The 16,801-nt window shown below is 62.3% G+C and carries 13 protein-coding genes and 1 pseudogene; 4 read left to right on the top strand and 10 right to left on the bottom strand.

Features of this window, described 5'->3' with window-relative positions:
* Positions 1–40: 40 nt before the first annotated feature.
* On the top strand, positions 41–1,453 hold the full coding sequence (locus LPA46_RS08560) for an SLC13 family permease (RefSeq protein ID WP_230892162.1): 1,413 nt from the start codon (positions 41–43) through the stop codon (positions 1,451–1,453).
* 33 nt (positions 1,454–1,486) lie between these two features.
* On the opposite strand, the gene LPA46_RS08555 is transcribed toward LPA46_RS08560, so the two are convergent.
* Positions 1,487–3,034, bottom strand: coding sequence for a class I adenylate-forming enzyme family protein (locus LPA46_RS08555; protein ID WP_230892161.1), 1,548 nt, complete (start codon positions 3,032–3,034; stop codon positions 1,487–1,489).
* Positions 3,035–3,161: 127 nt separating this feature from the next.
* Here LPA46_RS08555 and LPA46_RS08550 point away from each other — a divergent pair, with 127 nt between their 5' ends.
* Positions 3,162–4,025 (top strand): UbiA family prenyltransferase, encoded by an 864-nt coding sequence (locus LPA46_RS08550; protein WP_230892160.1) that lies wholly within the window; start codon positions 3,162–3,164, stop codon positions 4,023–4,025.
* Here LPA46_RS08550 and LPA46_RS08545 read toward each other — a convergent pair whose 3' ends face one another.
* On the bottom strand, positions 4,026–4,793 hold the full coding sequence (locus LPA46_RS08545; protein WP_230892159.1) for an IclR family transcriptional regulator: 768 nt from the start codon (positions 4,791–4,793) through the stop codon (positions 4,026–4,028).
* Positions 4,794–4,903: 110 nt separating this feature from the next.
* On the opposite strand from LPA46_RS08545, the gene LPA46_RS08540 reads away from it, so the two are divergent.
* A complete protein-coding gene (locus LPA46_RS08540; protein WP_230892158.1) occupies positions 4,904–7,972 on the top strand; it encodes an FAD-binding and (Fe-S)-binding domain-containing protein in 3,069 nt (1,022 codons plus the stop codon).
* Here the strand turns inward: LPA46_RS08540 and LPA46_RS08535 are convergent.
* Together LPA46_RS08535 and LPA46_RS08530 are read right to left on the bottom strand one after the other, a co-directional pair.
* Complete coding sequence (locus tag LPA46_RS08535) at positions 7,969–8,523, bottom strand: helix-turn-helix domain-containing protein (RefSeq protein ID WP_230892157.1); 555 nt, start codon at positions 8,521–8,523, stop codon at positions 7,969–7,971. The genes LPA46_RS08540 and LPA46_RS08535 overlap by 4 nt on opposite strands.
* 56 nt (positions 8,524–8,579) lie before the next feature.
* A complete protein-coding gene (locus LPA46_RS08530) occupies positions 8,580–10,070 on the bottom strand; it encodes an aldehyde dehydrogenase family protein (protein WP_230892362.1) in 1,491 nt (496 codons plus the stop codon).
* 207 nt (positions 10,071–10,277) lie between these two features.
* Here LPA46_RS08530 and LPA46_RS08525 point away from each other — a divergent pair, with 207 nt between their 5' ends.
* Positions 10,278–11,528: an RNA-guided endonuclease InsQ/TnpB family protein gene (locus LPA46_RS08525; protein WP_230892156.1), complete on the top strand. Its 1,251-nt coding sequence runs from the start codon at positions 10,278–10,280 to the stop codon at positions 11,526–11,528.
* Positions 11,529–11,586: 58 nt separating this feature from the next.
* Here LPA46_RS08525 and LPA46_RS08520 read toward each other — a convergent pair whose 3' ends face one another.
* From LPA46_RS08520 to LPA46_RS08495, 6 genes and pseudogenes are all read right to left on the bottom strand, one after another.
* Positions 11,587–12,831: an amino acid ABC transporter substrate-binding protein gene (locus LPA46_RS08520; protein ID WP_230892155.1), complete on the bottom strand. Its 1,245-nt coding sequence runs from the start codon at positions 12,829–12,831 to the stop codon at positions 11,587–11,589.
* A 554-nt stretch (positions 12,832–13,385) separates the two neighbouring features.
* The gene (locus tag LPA46_RS08515) at positions 13,386–13,826 is read right to left on the bottom strand and encodes a DUF3237 domain-containing protein (RefSeq protein ID WP_269073651.1); all 441 of its coding nucleotides are present in this window, start codon (positions 13,824–13,826) and stop codon (positions 13,386–13,388) included.
* Between the two features lie 132 nt (positions 13,827–13,958).
* Positions 13,959–14,590: pseudogene (locus LPA46_RS08510) on the bottom strand (IS6 family transposase).
* 186 nt (positions 14,591–14,776) lie between these two features.
* Positions 14,777–15,565, bottom strand: a complete 789-nt coding sequence (locus LPA46_RS08505) for an alpha/beta fold hydrolase (RefSeq protein WP_230892154.1) — start codon at positions 15,563–15,565, stop codon at positions 14,777–14,779.
* On the bottom strand, positions 15,562–15,954 hold the full coding sequence (locus tag LPA46_RS08500) for a hypothetical protein (protein ID WP_230892153.1): 393 nt from the start codon (positions 15,952–15,954) through the stop codon (positions 15,562–15,564). The genes LPA46_RS08505 and LPA46_RS08500 overlap by 4 nt, the downstream gene beginning before the upstream one ends.
* 61 nt (positions 15,955–16,015) lie before the next feature.
* Positions 16,016–16,792: an enoyl-CoA hydratase/isomerase family protein gene (locus tag LPA46_RS08495; protein ID WP_230892152.1), complete on the bottom strand. Its 777-nt coding sequence runs from the start codon at positions 16,790–16,792 to the stop codon at positions 16,016–16,018.
* Positions 16,793–16,801 lie beyond the last annotated feature (9 nt).

Genomic DNA, 16,801 nt, shown 5'->3' with positions numbered 1-16,801 from the left:
TAGGCCGGTTTCCCTGCGTCCGAGCAAACGGTGTTCCAACGTGACGACTGAATCGACGTGGTCCGACGTGCTCCGTGGGGAGTTCGACCCCGCGTGGCTCTCGCTGCCGGTCGGCGGCGCAGCTGCCGCCGCCGTCTTCCTGTACGCCCCCGTCGCCCCGAACATGGCGACGATGCTCGCCATCACCGTCTTCTCCATCAGCCTCTGGGTCGGTGCGCCCGTGGACCCGTGGCTCACCGGCTTGCTCGCAATCGGGCTGGTCGGCGTCGCGTTCTCGACGGACCTCGCGCTCACCGGGTTCGAGTCGGCCGCCACGTGGCTGGTCGTCCTCGGCATCCTGCTCGGGGAAGCCACTCGACAGAGTGGGCTCGCCGCCGCGGTCGAACGCGCCGCACTCAGGGTAATACCCGGGGACGCCACCACGAACGCGACGACGACGTACCGGAATCTGCTGGTCGTGCTCTGTGCCGCCGCGCTCGGGTTCGTCGTGCTCGTCCCCTCGTCGCTCGTGCGCGTGCTCATCCTCGGCCCCATCCTCATCTCCGTCGGCAAACGCTTCACCAAGCGCCGCACCCGGGTCGGGCTGTTTCTCGGGCCGCTGTTCGTCACCTACTACGCCGGCACCGGCATTCTCACCGGGTCGCTGGCGAACATCATCATCACGGGACTGGTTGAGACGAACGCCGGCGTTTCTATCGGCTGGGTGGAGTGGGCGGTCTGGCTCGGCCCCGTGATGGCGGTCGGCCGCGCTGCTACGATTACCGCCATCGCGTACTTCCTCTACCGACCGACAGACCCGGACGCCATCGGCGGGACTGACCGCACCGAGGATGTCACCGCGACGCCGCCGGAGGCGCGGCGCATGATGGCGTTCCTGCTCGTCGGGGTCGCCATCTGGGCGACCGACTCCATCCACGGCCTCCACCCACTGTACGGCGCGCTCGTCGTCGCCATCCTCGCGTTCACGCCGCGCATCGGCGTCGTCGGCGCTGACGCCGTCGAGAAAGCCAACTTCTCCATCGTGTTCTTCCTCGGCGCCATCTTCGCCATCGCCGCAGGCCTCCAGCAGACCGGGTTCACGGACGTCGCCGCCGACGCCATCCTCGCAACGTTCCCGCAGGACGCGTCGCTGGCAGTCGCGCTCGGATTCCTCGCCGTCGCGTCGATTGCGTTGACTTTCCTCATGGAAGGATTGGCAGTCGCGAGCGTGCTGACGCCCGTGCTCGTGGCGTTCGCCGAGGGTGCGGGCCTCCCGCTGGTCCCCGTCGCGATGACCGAAGCGGTCGCGCTCAACACGTACTTCTTCCCCTACCAGTCGGCGGTCCTCGTCGCGATTCTCGGTCTCGACGTCGTGGACTCGATGGAACTCATCAAGATGGCGGCGCTGTGCTCGTTGGCGACGCTGCTCGTCCTGCTTCCGATTCAAATCGGTATCTTCGCGCTCGCCTTCTGAACCGCGGAATTTTCGAGAAGAGAGACAGCCGCGTCAGTCGAAGTGCTGATCGATTGCCTGCTGGCGCTGGACCGTGCCGGTGTCCGTGCGCGGCAGCGGCTCCTCGCGGATGACGTACTCGCGGGGGCGCTTGTAGTTCGCCAGCGAGTCGTGCTTTTGGCAGAACGTGTCGAGTTCCTCGGCATCGACCTCGCCTTCGGCGACGACGATGGCGGTGACCTTCTGTCCCCACTCCTCGTCGTCGCGGCCGAACACGAGCGTCTCCGCGACTGCGGGGTGGCCGTCGATGGCGCGCTCGACCTCCGCGGGGTAGATGTTCTCGCCGCCGCTGATGAACATGTTGTCCACGCGGTCCGTGATGTAGAGGAAGCCGTCCTCGTCGACTTCGGCGACGTCGCGGGTGCGTAGCCACTCGTCGAAGAACGACTTCTCCTCGGCCTCGGGGTTGTCGATGTAGCCGTCCGGGACGCCCGGCCCGCGAGCGATGATTTCGCCCTGCTCGCCGGGTTCGACTTCCGCCTTGGGGTCGGGGTGTTCGGTGATGGGTGCGGTCTCGACGACGCGCAGTTCCCACGAGAACGACTCCTTGCCGATGGTTCCCGGGTGTTCGTCCTGCACTGAGGGGTGTGCGAACGTGAAGTTCGGGCCGCCCTCGGTCATCCCGTACGTGTTGTAGAGGTTCTCCGAGAGGAACTCGGAGGTGCGCTTGACGAGTTCCGCGGTGACGACCGACCCACCGGTCCGGATGTACGACAGCGTGCTCGTGTCGTAGGGGTCGGCCTCGTTCTCCTGAACGTCGTTGAGCAGTGAGAGCTGCGTGGGCACTGCTAGTAGGCCGGTGGCAGCGTTGTCCTCGACGAGTTCGAGCACTTCGACGGGGTCGAACTCGGCGTGCAGGAGGACGGTCGCGCCAGCCAGCCAGTGGGGGTACAGCCACGCGTCCGAGGTGACCATGTGGTACCACGGCGTCGTCACGATGGCGAGGTCGGTCTGGTCGATGCCGTGCTCCATGACGCCCTGGTACGCGCCGGTCCACATCTGCTCGCCGTCGAACGCGACGGCCTTCGGCGTGGAGGTGGTGCCGCTCGTGTAGAAGACGTTCGTCTTGCCGTCCGCCGGGAGGTGGTCGGGGAGCGTAGACGCGGCGCCGTCCAGCGTCTCCTCGTAGTCGAGAACGTCGGGGTGGTCGACGTCCTTCGACCCGGCGTGGAACCCGACCGAGAGGTCCGCGCCGTCGATGACGTCGACGGCGGTGTCGGCGTTGGCGTCGTCGAAGAGGAGGGCGTCGGCACCCGCGGTCTCGACCATGTCGACGAGTTCGCCGGCCGTCCCGCGGAACGACAACTGGACGGTCGGCGAGCCGCGCTTGTGGCCGGTAATCATCGCTTCGGCAGCAGCCGGTCCGTTCAGCGCGAGAACCGCGAGTGGGGAGTCACCAACCGTGTCGGTGACTGCGTTCGTGAGTTCGGTGCTCCGGCGGTCGAACTCGTCGTACGTGAACGACCGACCGTCGTCGGTGACGATTGCGGTGTCGTCGCCGTGGACGCGGACACTCCGCTCGAATGCTTCCAAGTAATGCATGCGTTACTGTGCTGTGTGAGCCAAGCCCACACCCGGTAATAACAGTGTCGGTTAATCGTTCGGAACGCCGTCGGCGGAGTTTTCCAGTCAACGACTACTTTTTCCGGGAGGTCAACAAACGGTCGACATGGTCGCCGACTCGACCCCGGTCCGCCGCGGGTTCATCGCTGGCGTCAAGCCGACGTTCATGCTCCCCGCGGTTGCGCTCGCGCTCGCCGGCAGCGCACTTGCGCCCGACATCTCGCTGCCGCTGGCCGTCGCTCACGCGGCAGCCGTCAGCGCCGCACTCTACACGGCGCACGTCGTCGACGAGTACGTTGACGCCCACGTGCGCGGTGAGCACGACCCGGTGCTTTCGGCGACCGCCGCCACGTCCGCCACGGTTGCATCCTCGCTCGCATTCGCGGTGCTCGCTGCATTCCTATGGGCCAATGGCGCCCGCGCTGCCGTGCTCGCGACGCTCCCGCTGTGGGTGCTGGCCGTCCTCCATGCACCAGTGCTCGACAAACATCCGGTGACCGTCACAGCCGACTACCCGGTCGGCGTAGCGCTCGCGTTCGTCGGCGGCTACCTCGCCCAGACGGGCCACCTCGCGCCCGGCGTCGCCGCTGTTGCCGTTGTCCTCGTTGTCTCGCTCTCTGGACTGAAAGTCTCCATCGACCGTTTGGACCAAGCGTTCGACCGCACCATCGACAAGCACACGCTTCCCGTCCTGCTGGGGGACCGCGCCAGTACACGCGTCGCCGTTGCCGTCCACGTGCTTGCATCAGTACTCGTCGCTGGCTTCGTCGCGGCTTCCGTCCTTCCCACGCTCGCACTGGGCGCTGCTGCGGTCGCCATCGCTGACGCGGTGCTCGCGGTTGCCGTCGCGCCGCGTTGGTCGGTCCGCGCGCAGATGGCGCTGGCGTACCCGTATACGGCAGCGCTGCTCGCGGCGCAGTGCGCGACAACGGGCTGTGTAGCCGTAGAAATCGTGGGAATTGCGGGCTGACTACGAGTACGCGAGGTTGAGTTCGATGTCGTTCGAGGACGCGCGGAGTTGGTCGAGGAGTTCGGTCTCGCAGCGCTCGCGGCTCACGCGGTGAGCCGGCCCCGCGACCGCCAGTGACCCTACGAGTTCGTCCTCGTAGCGCAGCGGCACGGCAAGTGCGTGGATTCCTTCGAGGTCCTCGCCGAGGTTCAACGCGTACCCCTGCTCGCGGACCGTCTCCAGTTCCGCCTCCAGTTCCTCACGGTCCGTGACCGTGTTTGGGGTTCGCGCGGGCAGCCCGTGGCGCTCGACGACTGCGTCGACTTCTTCCTCGGAGTAGTACGCCAGAATCGCCTTCCCGCCGGATGTGCAGTGCATGTAGTCCCACGAGCCGAGTATCGTGTCCACGTCGATACCCGTCTCGCCGGCGCCGCCGTAGAGATACATCACGCGCCCGTTCTCGGGGGTGAACAGCCACACCATCTCGCCGGTCGTCTCGACGAGGTCGTCGACGACGGGACGCGCCGCCCGGTAGACGTCGCGGCCGTTGCGGACCGCCTGCCCGTAGTTGAACAGCTCCAGCCCGAGGTGGTACTTTCCGTCGCGCTTGACGACGAACCCGTGCTCGCGCATCGTCGCAAGGTGGTTGTGGACGGTGCTCTTCGCGACGTCGAGGCGGTCGGCGAGTTCAGTGACACCTGCGCCGTCGGCCTCCCGCAGCGCCGCTAACACCGCGAACAGCGTCTCGTCGGACTTCACCCCCGTTCGCGTCGTGGGCCCGCTTGGCATACGTTTCCCTTCGCGCGGAGCCACTAAACTGTTTCACGAGCGCGCCCACGGGAAGGTTCGACGCATCCGAAAACACAAGGAGGGTGTCTGCCGTAGTCGTTTGCAACCAGATGGCTTCCAACGAACACGGAGTCCCGGGGAGCGACGCGACGCCCCCTGCGGCGGACGACCGGTCGGAGTACGACTACGTCAGCGACGACGTCGAGCGACCCGGACTCGTGGACGACCTGGAGGAGCGCGTCGCCGGCGACGTACGTTTCGACACGTACACGCGCCAACTGTACGCGACCGACGCGTCCGCCTACGAGATGACGCCGGTCGGCGTCGTCTTCCCCACCGGCACTGAGGATGTCGCGGCGGTCGTCGACTACTGTGCCACGCGCGAGATTCCCGTGCTTCCACGCGGCGGCGGTACGAGCCTCGCGGGCCAGGCGGTCAACGAGGCTATCGTTCTCGACTTCACGCGGTACATGGACGGCATCATCGACGTCGACCCTGGCAGCCGAGAGGCCCACGTACAGGCTGGCGCCGTCCTCGAAGACCTGAACCAGCGACTCGCGCCCCACGACCTGAAGTTCGCGCCCGACCCCGCAGCCGGCAATCGGAGCGCCGTCGGCGGCGCCATCGGGAATAACTCGACGGGCGCGCACTCCCTGAAGTACGGGAAGACCGACGCCTACGTCGAGGAGTGCGAAGTCGTGCTTGCGGACGGGTCGACCGCGACGCTCGGCGAGATGGACGTCGCGGAACTCCGCGAGCGCGCCGACGCGGACGCCGACGACCTCCTGCCGCGTGTCTACGCGGGCGTCGTCGCCATCCTCGACGACCACGCCGACGAGGTCGAAGCGCGCTTCCCCGACATGAAGCGCAACGTCTCCGGCTACAACCTCGACCGGCTCGTCGACGAAGCCAACGACGGCACTGTGAACCTCGCACGCCTGCTCGCCGGCAGCGAAGGGACGCTGGCCATCGTCACCGAGGCGACCGTCTCCCTCGAGACGGTTCCGGAGACGAAGTCGGTCACGCTGTTGACCTACGAGAGTGTCGTCGACGCCGTCACCGACGTCCAGCACGTCCTCGACCACGACCCCGCGGCGGTCGAACTCATCGACGACACGCTCATCGACCTCGCCAGCAACACCGCGGAATTCGAGGACGTCACCGCGTTGCTCCCCGAAGGGACGCGCGCCGCACTGCTCGTGGAATTCTACGCCGAGGACGACGAGGACGGCCGGAAGAAGACCGCCGGTCTCGTCGCGGACCGCGTAGAGGGCGGCCACGACGGTGGCGAACCCGACGTCGCTGGCGGTGGCGACAGGTACGCCTTCGACTCCCTGGTCGCCCACGACGACGAGGAGCGCGCGACCTACTGGAAACTCCGCAAGGCCGGGATGCCGATTCTGCTGGGCCGCACGAGCGACGGGAAACACATCTCGTTCATCGAGGACTGCGCGATTCCGCCCGAACACCTTCCGGAGTTCGTCACGCGCTTCCAGGAAATTCTCGAAGACAACGACACATTCGCGTCCTTCTACGCGCACGCCGGCCCGGGCGTCCTCCACGTCCGCCCGCTCATCAACACCAAATCCGAGACCGACCTCGCGGCGATGGAGGACATCGCTGACCGCGTCACCGACATGGTCGTCGAGTTCGGGGGGAGCGTCTCCGGCGAGCACGGCGACGGCCGCGCGCGCACCCAGTGGAACCGCAAACTGTACGGCGACCAGCTCTGGGGTGCGTTCCGCGACCTCAAGACCGCCTTCGACCCGGACTGGCTGCTCAATCCCGGCCAGGTCTGCGGGGACGTCTCGATGACCGAGAACCTCCGCTTCAGTCCGGAGTACGAATTCGACGCGGGCTTCGACGCGGAACTCAACTGGGACAACGAGAACGGCCTCCGCGGCATGGTCGAACTCTGCCACGGCTGTGGCGGCTGCCGCACCGGGCAGGACACCACGGGCGGCGTGATGTGCCCGACCTACCGCGCTGCCGACGAGGAGATTACGTCGACACGGGGTCGTGCGAACATGCTCCGGCAGGCGATGAGCGGCGACCTCCCCGACGACCCGACCGGAGACGAGTTCGCCGAGGAAGTACTGGACCTCTGTGTTGGTTGCAAGGGCTGTGCGAAAGACTGTCCCAGCGAGGTCGACATGGCAAAGATGAAAGCCGAGGTCACTCACGAGCGCCACCAGCGCGAAGGGGCCAGCGTCCGCGACAAACTGTTCGCGAACGTCGACACGCTCGCCGCACTCGGCAGCGCGACCGCGCCGGTCTCGAACCTCGTCTCGAAGTTCCCGGGCGCTCGCACGGTGATGGAGAAGACCGTCGGCATCGCCAGCGAGCGCACGCTCCCGACCTTCGAGCGCAAGACGCTCAAGGACTGGTTCGACGCGCGCGGCGGCACGACCGTCCCCGCGAGCGACGCTGACCGGAAGGCCGTGTTGTTCCCGGACACGTACACGAACTACGCGCACCCCGAAATCGGGAAGGCGGCCGTTCGGGTGCTGGAAGCCGCGGGCGTCCACGTCGACCTCGCCGACCGCACCGACAGCGGCCGACCCGCCCACTCGAAGGGCTTCCTCGACAAGTCCCGCGAAACTGCTCGAAAGAACGTCGCGGCGCTCGAACCGCGGGTCGCCGAGGGATGGGACGTCGTGCTCGTCGAGCCTTCCGACGCCGTGATGTTCCAGTCGGACTATCTGGACTTGCTCTCGGGCGATGCGGTCGAGACGCTCGCTGCGAACACGTACGGAATCTGCGAGTATCTGGACGTGTTCCGGCTGGACGAGGAAGCTGACTGGAGCGCGCCCGACGCATCGCTTTCCTACCACGGTCACTGCCACCAGAAGGCGACGAAGAAAGACCACCACGCGGTCGGCGTGCTGCGCCGCGCGGGCTACGCGACCGACCCCGTGGACTCGACGTGCTGTGGGATGGCCGGGACGTTCGGCTACGAAGCCGAGCACCACGCCATGAGTGAAGCCATCGGCGACATCCTCATCGACCAACTCGACGACAGCGACGGGGAACTCGCGGTCGCACCTGGCGCGTCCTGTCGGACGCAACTCGGCGACATGCTCGACGAGGACGCCCGCGACGCCGCGGACCTCGTTCCCGAGGACCGCGAGAGTCCGCCGACGCCTGTCGAACTGCTCGCCGCCGCCGTCCAGAACTAAGCGTTCTCGTTCTCCGCGAGATACTGCCGGCCTTCTTCGGTCTCGCGGAGCATCTCGTCGAACACCGCGGCGTCCGTCTGGAATTTGTGGACCTGGTGGAGGACGGTGTTGTGGAACCCCGAGATGAACTCGCCGAACTCTTTGAAGAACTCGTGAATCCAGCGCTGCATGTGGTCGTTGTCGCGGAACTGCGTGATGAACTGCCAGTGGTACTCCGAGTCCGCGTTGAAGAACATCAAGACGTGCGGGTCGTCACGAAGCGCCCAGTAGCAGTCCTCCCACTGGTCGGCGAAGTTCGGATAGTGGAACGACAACCGGAACAGGTAGTGGTTGAAGATGCTCTGGTCGGGAATGACCGTCTCCCGGTAGAGGCCGTCTTCGGCCATCTCGCGGAGAATCTCACTGATGCGGTTGTGAGAGAGTTCGATGCCGTACTCGTCGGCGAGAATCTGGCTGAGTTCGCGCGTCGACGCAGTCGGGTTCGCGACGCGCACCTTCAGAATGACGATGTTTCGAGGAGAGACTGAGTCGTCTGGCCCGTTCGCTGGCATGCCCGTGAGTCGGACGGGGGCCGTCAAATTCCTACTGGTTGGCGGCCCCGACCCAACTAGAAGGGGTACTCGCGGGGTTCGTGCTGAACGCTAATCCACTTCTGCTCGGTGACCTCCTCGAGGAAGTCCGTGGTGTTGTAGCCGCCGACGCCGGACGCGTTCGTCCCGCTGAACGGCACGTGGGCCTCGTCGTTGATGGGCTGGTCGTTGACGTGCACCATCCCGGTGTCCATCCGGTCGGCAATTTCGCGGCCCGTTCCGAGGTCGCCGGCGTGCACGCTCCCGGAGAGACCGTACTCCGTGTCGTTGGCGAGTTCGACCGCCTCGTCGACGTCCGAGAACGGGATGACCGGCGCGATGGGACCGAAGTGCTCGAAGCACGCCGCGGACATGTCGTTGGTCACGTCAGAGAGCACGGTCGGCTTCACGACTAGCGAGTCGGAGACACCCTCGACGTCGAAGGTTTCGCCACCCGTCTCCAGCGTCGCGCCAGCGTCGACGGTCTCCTCGACGTATTCGAGCATCTCGTCGCGCTGGGACTCGTCGATGATTGGCCCGACGACCGTCTCGGGGTCGTGGGCACTCCCGACGGGCAGCGACTCCGCGCGTTCGGTGAGGCGTTCGACGTACTCGTCGTAGACGTCCTCGTGGACGAGGTGACGATTGATGGAGATACAGACCTGGCCCTGGTGGACGAACGACCCGAAGACCGCGGCATCGAGCGCCTGGTCGAGGTCTGCGTCCGCGGTCACGATGTGGGCGTTGTTGCCGCCGAGTTCCATCGCGGGGACGGCGAGATTCTCGCCGGCGAGCCCCGCGACGTGGCGACCGACAGGCGTCGAACCGGTGAACGCGACGACGTCGCTCTCGGGGTGGCTGGCGACACGGTCACCGATTTCGGAGCCGCGGCCGGTAACGACGTTCAGCACGCCCTCGGGAAGGCCGGCTTCCTCGAAGAGCTTCGCGATAAGGAGGCCGCCCACGATGGGGGTGTTCGTCGAGGGCTTGAGGACGACGCTGTTCCCCGCGGCGATGGCGGGCGCGACAGCGCGCATCGAGAGGTTCAGTGGGAAGTTCCACGGCGAGATGACCGTGACGACGCCTTTCGGCTGGCGTTCGACGATGTTCTCCTTGCCCGGGATGTTCGAGTCGGCGTGTTCGCCTTTCGTCCGCCGCGGCAGCGTCGCGGCCTCGCTCGTCTGGTCGCTGGCGAGGTGGACGGACGTCCCGCCCATGATGGCGGAGCCACCTGCTTCGCGGCCGAGCAGGCCAACGATGTCCTCCTCGTGCTCTTCGAGGAGGTGGAGGACGTTCTCCAGTACTTCCTGTCGTTGCGCGGGCGGCGCCTCGGCCCACTCCGTCTGCGCGTCGGCGGCGGCCTCGTAGGCAGCGTTCACGTCTTCTTCTGTCCCCTCGGGGACGTGTGCGACCGTCTCGCGCGTCGAGGGATCTTCGACAGCGATGGTTTCCCCGCTCTCGGCGGCAACCCACTCGCCGCCGATGTACTGCTCGTTCCAGTCCGCGTCTATCGAGAGTTCGAGCGTCATCATCTACCGATTGCGGGCCGAATTAGATAAAAGTACGCGCGCGGGCGTCGACTACCGCATCCCACTGGCTGTCTTTTTCGGGGAGAGAACCCCGTCGTTCACGACGGGCGTGAATCCGACAACGACTGCACTACCAACGGTCGATAGCCAGCTGGATATTCCAGGCGAATCCATCCGTTTAAGTCTGTTCGTAGACATAGGCTATGTATGGCGATTGAGGTCACTCGCACCTACGTTGGGTCCATCCAGAACCACCAACAGGTCTGCGATGGCCTCGACTCGCTCGGAGACTCCGCCTCAAAGATTTGGAATGTCGCCCGCTGGACAGCCGACCGCATCTGGGATGAGACTGGCGAAATCCCAGATGAAGGCGTGCTGAAAGCGTATATGAAAAACCAGTCGTGTTGGAAAGATTTGAACGCGCAATCCAGTCAGAACGTCATCGAAGAACTTTCTGACGCTTTCCACTCCTGGTTCGATCTGCGACACAAGTTCGACGAGGCGAATCCACCCGGCTACCGCAAACACGGCGACACCCGGCCCAAGAGTACAGTAACGTTCAAAGAAGACGGGTTCAAACACGACCCCGAAAATAATCGCGTTCGACTCAGTAAGGGGTCAAACCTCAAAGAGCATTTCTCGGACTTCCTGCTCTGCGAGTACCAGACACGCCCAGACGTTGACCTCTCAGAAGTCAATCGGGTGCAGAACGTTCGTGCGGTCTGGAACGGCGACGACTGGGAACTGCACTTCGTCTGCAAAGTCGAACTCGAAACCACCGAGTCCGCAGGCGATGGAGTGGCAGGTATCGACCTCGGGATCGCGAACATCGCCACGGTCGCCTTCCCCGACGAATACGTTCTGTACCCCGGCAACTCGCTCAAAGAAGACCAGCACTACTTCACCCAAGCAGAATATGACACCGAGGGTGACAACGGCCCCTCAGAGCAGTCGATGTGGGCACGACAGAAACTCACAGAACGAGAGACACACTTCTACCATACGCTAACGGACACCATTATCACGGAGTGTGTTGAGCGCGGTGTTGGGACGCTCGCGGTGAGTTGGCCTGAAGACGTGCGAGAATCCGACTGGGGGAAAACTGGGAACAAGAAGTTACACTCGTGGGCGTTCGATCGCATCTACCAGTACCTCGAATACAAAGGTGAGATGCGTGGTGTTGAGGTGCTGAAGGAGAACGAGTGGGACACCTCGAAGACGTGTTCGCGGTGTGGTGACGACACGAAATCAAACCGTGTCGAACGTGGGTTGTACGTCTGCCAGTCGTGTGAGTTGGTAGCCAACGCGGATTGTAATGGGGCGGAGAATATGCGTCAGAAGATAACTCCGAGTCCTCACGGCGAGGATAGGAGTAACGGCTGTGTGGCACAGCCCTCGACACAGTTGTTCGACCGCGGGAGCGGGACGTTCAAACCAAGAGAACAGGTCGTGTCGTAGACCAGTAAATATCCCACCTGAGGTACGGGAAGCCCCGTCGTTTACGACGGGGAGGATGTCACTCGATGGGGAAGCGCAGGTCCGCGGCGTTCTCCGTCTGCGGGTAGACGAGTTGCTGGTCGCCATTCCACCACTGCGCGCTCGCGGCCGACAGCTGGCCCGGCTCGGGCATGCCGTACTCGTCGAAGCTGAACTCGCCGATGACGGTCTGGAACTCCGCCTCGTTGAGTGTCGACCGGACTGCGTCCGGTTCTGTGGATTCGGCTCCGGAGAGCGCTTGCTGGGCGGTCTGTACGAGATTGTAGCCGACGCCGACCATCACGCGTGGCACGGCGTTCTCGCCCGCGTCCTCGGTGTTCGCACGGTAGGTGTCCAGCAGCGTCTGGTTGCCGTTCCCGGTCATTCCGGGGGCCCAGCCGGGACACATCGTCACGTAGTTGCCCGATTCGCCGAGCGCCGACCACCACGCCTGCGGGTCTGCCGCCCGCACGAACTCGATGAACTCGGGCGTGTAGCCGCTGTTGTTGATCTGGGTCATCGCCGTGATGCCGTCCGGGGGCTGCGGACATGCGACTAGTGCCTCGACGTTCGCGCTCTCGGACTGGGAGATGAGCGTCGAGAAGTCCTGGTTGCCCGTGTTGTACGTCTCCCGCATCGCGATTTCGTAGCCGGCTTCCGAGAGCTTCGTCTCCCAGGCTTCGGCCATCTCCTGGCCCCAGCCGGAGTTCTCCTCCCAGATGCCGACGCGTTCGGGGCGGTCGGCTTCCGGTACCAACTCCAGCAGGCCGGTGGTTGCGCGCGTCACGTCCCGCGTCTTCGGGAACGGCGTGTATGTCCATTCTTTGCCTTCGTCGGTTAGCGGCGCTTCGTAGCACGTGGCGACCGCGAGGAACGGAAGTCCCTCGTTCTCGGCGAGCGCGCTGCCCGCCATCACGAGCGGGCTGGAGAAGCTCCCCCAGATCATGTCGACGTCGTTGTTGCTGAGGGTCTCCTGCATGACCTGGCGCAGCGTCGCGGGGTCGCTCTCGTCGTCTTTCACGATGAGTTCGACTTCCTGGCCGTCGATTCCGCCGTTCTCGTTGATGACGTCGACACCGAGTTCGTAGCCGCGCAGCATCTCGGTACCGACCGAGGAGAGCCGCCCCGTTTCCGGGACTGCGGCCGCGACAGTAATCGTATCATTGCTTCCACCGCCGCCACCGAAGGCTGTACAACCTGCCAGTCCAGTGATGCCGAGCGCACCGGCTGCGCCGGCCGACTTCAGGTACGACCGCCGCGTCTGGCCTTTGTCAAACGTGCCCATACACTCTACTCGACAATCATTATGTTAAATGTTTCCGTTAGAATTGGATTGGCTGTGAGGGAACTAGGGCCCATGGCTTACCAGTATATGCCATCCTGTGGGTGCCGTTGTTTTCGTCGCTCGTTCACCCACGAATTCTACACCATGACCGCTTCCTCACCTCGGCGCTGCATCCAATCCCCTCGGAAGTACAGACTACCATTATGATTGAAAATTCGGGTCGGGACAGTGCTCATTGAGACTTGTTAGTCGTACATGAAAGCCATGATACCCTGTATCTGACGCCACACCGCCAACTCGGGGTGTTCGACAAACATGGCTGTTTACCTGAAATATTGGGTTATTATTGTATATTTGTTCTATAACTAGATAATAATCGAACAATTATGCATAATTTTGTCGATGTCGGATGCCATATCCTGTGGTCCGGAACCAAGTCCCCGACGATGGGCTGGCAGCCACACTCTCCGTTTCAACTTTCGTATTATTCTCGAATACACTCAAAAAAGCGAGTGATCTACGCCACACGACTGTCTCTCTGCACGCCCGACTGGTCAGGCGACGCGGTACACTGCCAGTTTCACGCCGTACGGCTGGCGAACGCCGGTCGCAACGAATACGTTCTGGGTCAGCCAGTCGGGCTCCGGGTCGGCAGTCTCGAACTCCGGTACCGAGCGGAAGTAGACGTCTTCGGGGTCGACTTCCTCCCCGTCGCGCAGTCGGCGGCTGTCCTCGGGGGACGCGTACCGGATGCCGCGGTTCTCCACGTAGACGCGCGAGCCACCGTCCGTCTCGAAAGCGTACTTCGCCACCAGTTCCGTGGGGCGCTCGGTACGATAGAGTTGGTAGTCCGCGCCGCCGGGGAGTACGTGCCCGTCGATGTGACCCGACACCGTCCCATCGGTAATCTGGATGATGCGCCGCTCGCCATCCCCGGTCTCCCCGATATCGATGGGCTCGGCGACCTCGATGTCGAGGTCGAGAACGTGCTCCAGCGATGGTGGAGGTGCTCGTTGCTGTGCTCGTTGATAACTCCAACCATACTCCAGTGTTCGCCTCCCGGTATATAATTGCTACTCAGGTACCTATCGGAGAACCACAGGGCCGCCGATTTCGGTCGTGTTAACTTAGGCATGATTCCACCAGACGGCGTGGGCTTGCAACCACGTTTCAGCAGTTGCTGGATCGACATGGCGGAAACAGTTTGAGAACGAAGAGGTTCGTCGTTCTACCTCTCTAAAGACACGTTCGATTGAAGTTCTGAAGCCGTGTTGCTGGACGCGGTAGCTGTAGCCTTCTCGACGGAGTCCGCCGATTAAATCGTCCGCGTCATCGACGAGAAACACGGCCTCAGAGACGTCGTGTTTCTCGGATAACTCAGTGAGAAACTCTCGAGCAATCGGAATCGTATACGTCGGAAATAGCCGAGAATGGAGGAATCTGTTCGTTTCTGGATCGACAGCAGCGTACAGCCAATACTGTTCGTCGTTAATTCGGATCGCTTTCTGATCGACCGCAACGCGATCCGGGCTTTCACCGTCAGCTGGCTGTAGATCGGCCTTCTGTACCCAGTTATGAACGGCGACACGACTCCGCTTGACACCCAAATCCTCAAGAAGCGTAACTGTATTCGAAAGTGATAGTCCTGCAAGATGGTATCGAATATCCTTTTCAATAATCTCGCGGGTGTCCGTTCTCGCTCCATAAAATCTAAGTCAATCCACTCGATAGACTCGCTGAGGCGGTCTAATTCGGCCATAGGAATCCGAACTAATGACCGCCTCATTCTCTAACTTAACGCGACCCAGTATTCTTGGAAAACATTCAAGTTGGCAGTGTTTAACGAAGAAGGGGTGCTGTATTTAGCCGTTGTTGGTTCTAAGGCTCCATCCTCAAGGAACGCCCTCAAGGAAGCGACGGTAGTCGCTGAGTAGGGCGCGGTATTTCACCTAGAGAAATCGTCAATTAGAGTTGTTATTTGATCAGGATCCTCCATCATCGGGTAGTGACCTATCTCGGAGAGCACCACTGGTTCAACATCCGGCAATTGTTCTACGGTCTCCTTGAAAACATCATCTTGAATAAAGTAATCATCGGCACCGCGTACGAGCATGACCGGGCAGTTAGCCTTATCAAGTTCACCAACGCGGTTGAAATCCGCCCACGCCTGTAGGTCATTAGTTGCAATTTCGTGGGCACTGCGATGTTGCCACGCCAATTCCTCTCGGTGTGCCTCCGGACAGGTCGGGCCGACAGCATCAATAACAGAGTACTCTAGGATGTCCTGCCAGCCGGGGAGCGCATGAGGATGAGAGAGCCGGCCCAGTTGAGCGCCACGCGTGCGACCAGCACCCTCCATTACAACAGCACCTGCGAGGTCGTCAGCATGGTCAATGGCTAACGACAGTGCAGCATCACCGCCGACAGAACAGCCACTGACGACAGGCTGATCGATATCTAGCACTTCAATCAACTGCCACACTGCATCGGCATGTTGTATAATCGTCGTATTGGGCTCTCCGTCGGCCGGGTATGACTTACCATGCCCGGGAAGGTCGGGGATGACCACGTGATATCCCAGATCAGCGAGCTCCGGTGCCACGTACCGCCACTGCCGACCGTCTGCACCTGCCGTATGAATTAGTATAATTGACTGTTTGTCTGGATCACCCGTGGTTTCATAATATGTTCGTGTTCCATCTATATCGATATATTTGCCGGTGAGATCACTCATTCTGCCACCGCCATTTCCGCCGTATCGCCAAGAGTATTGTTCTGAAGATGGCGCACTAACAACTCGACCGCGTCCCGTAATCGGTTAGCTTCCAGTTTGTTTCCTTTGCTCCGAATAGCGGTTTCATACAGGGCCTGCGAAAACGAAATGTCGTCAGCAGCGAGTTGCTGCCAAGCTGATTCGTCGCCGACTAACCGGAATGTCGCGCCAAATTGCGGTACGAAGGGCTCCGTATCGATAATTTCCCCACGATAAATTTTCAGCCAAACTGTTTGATTGCCTATTTCAAGCGCTATCGAACCATCAAAGTGCTCAGCTGCTTCGCTAAATTCACCGTCGTTGTTAGCGGACGCGACGGTATCAGTTAACCACGTGTCGTTTCCGAACATCAACTATCTCTGGTGTCGGGAGCCACCTAAATCTATCTCCGGAATCGGCCGCTTCCCTACCTCACAATAGCTGTTGAATTCGCTTGGATGCATCACCGTCCTCGTAGGCCAACCGCATCGCCGCCTGCTCGTCGGCCTGGATTTGTTCACGAGTCGGCGTACCAACCGGCGCCAACTGTGCTTTGAGTGCAGTAATGGCCGTGCTGCTGCTTTCACCGATATTTTTGAGGAGACTATTTAGAGACGCATCGAGATTGTCTGGTGGCGCTGTCTCCGTGACGAAGCCCGCTGCCGCCGCTTCTTTGGCCCCGATATCTGCACCAGTAAACAGCCACTCCCGGGCCCGTCGTTCGCCGACCAACTGTGGCAACAGCGTGGTCGTGAACCCGGCAACTGGAATACCGAGGCTAGCTTCTGGAATAGCGAACGTGGCGTCATTACTGGCGACGACCAAATCGGCCCCAAGACAAATCAAAAACCCTGCACCGTAGGCTCGCCCCTGTACGCCGACGACGACCGGGAGGGGACAGTCTCGCAATGATGCAACGAGGGATTGGGCCTGTTCGGCAAGAGTCGCCGGATCGGACAACTCAGCAGGGTTAAGATCAGATATGTCGGCACCTAACGAAAAATCCTCGCCGAAGGCAGTGATCACGATTGCGCTGCCGTCGTCTGGTTTTACTGATTCAAATAATTCTGACAGCACACAAATCGTCTCCATTGGAAGCGCATTTCGCTTCTCAGGCCGCGCCAGCTGTACCTCATGGATCGCCACTTCGGACGCGGAATCAAGTGATCGAGTCGTGACTTGGAGATACTTCGTGTCTGGAATTTCCATATCTTCTGG

The sequence above is a fragment of the Halobacterium sp. KA-6 genome (assembly GCF_021029015.1).
Lineage (GTDB): Archaea > Halobacteriota > Halobacteria > Halobacteriales > Halobacteriaceae > Halobacterium.
The sequence above is the reverse complement of the archived record's forward strand: the minus strand, read 5'-3'. Positions and strand labels throughout refer to the sequence as shown.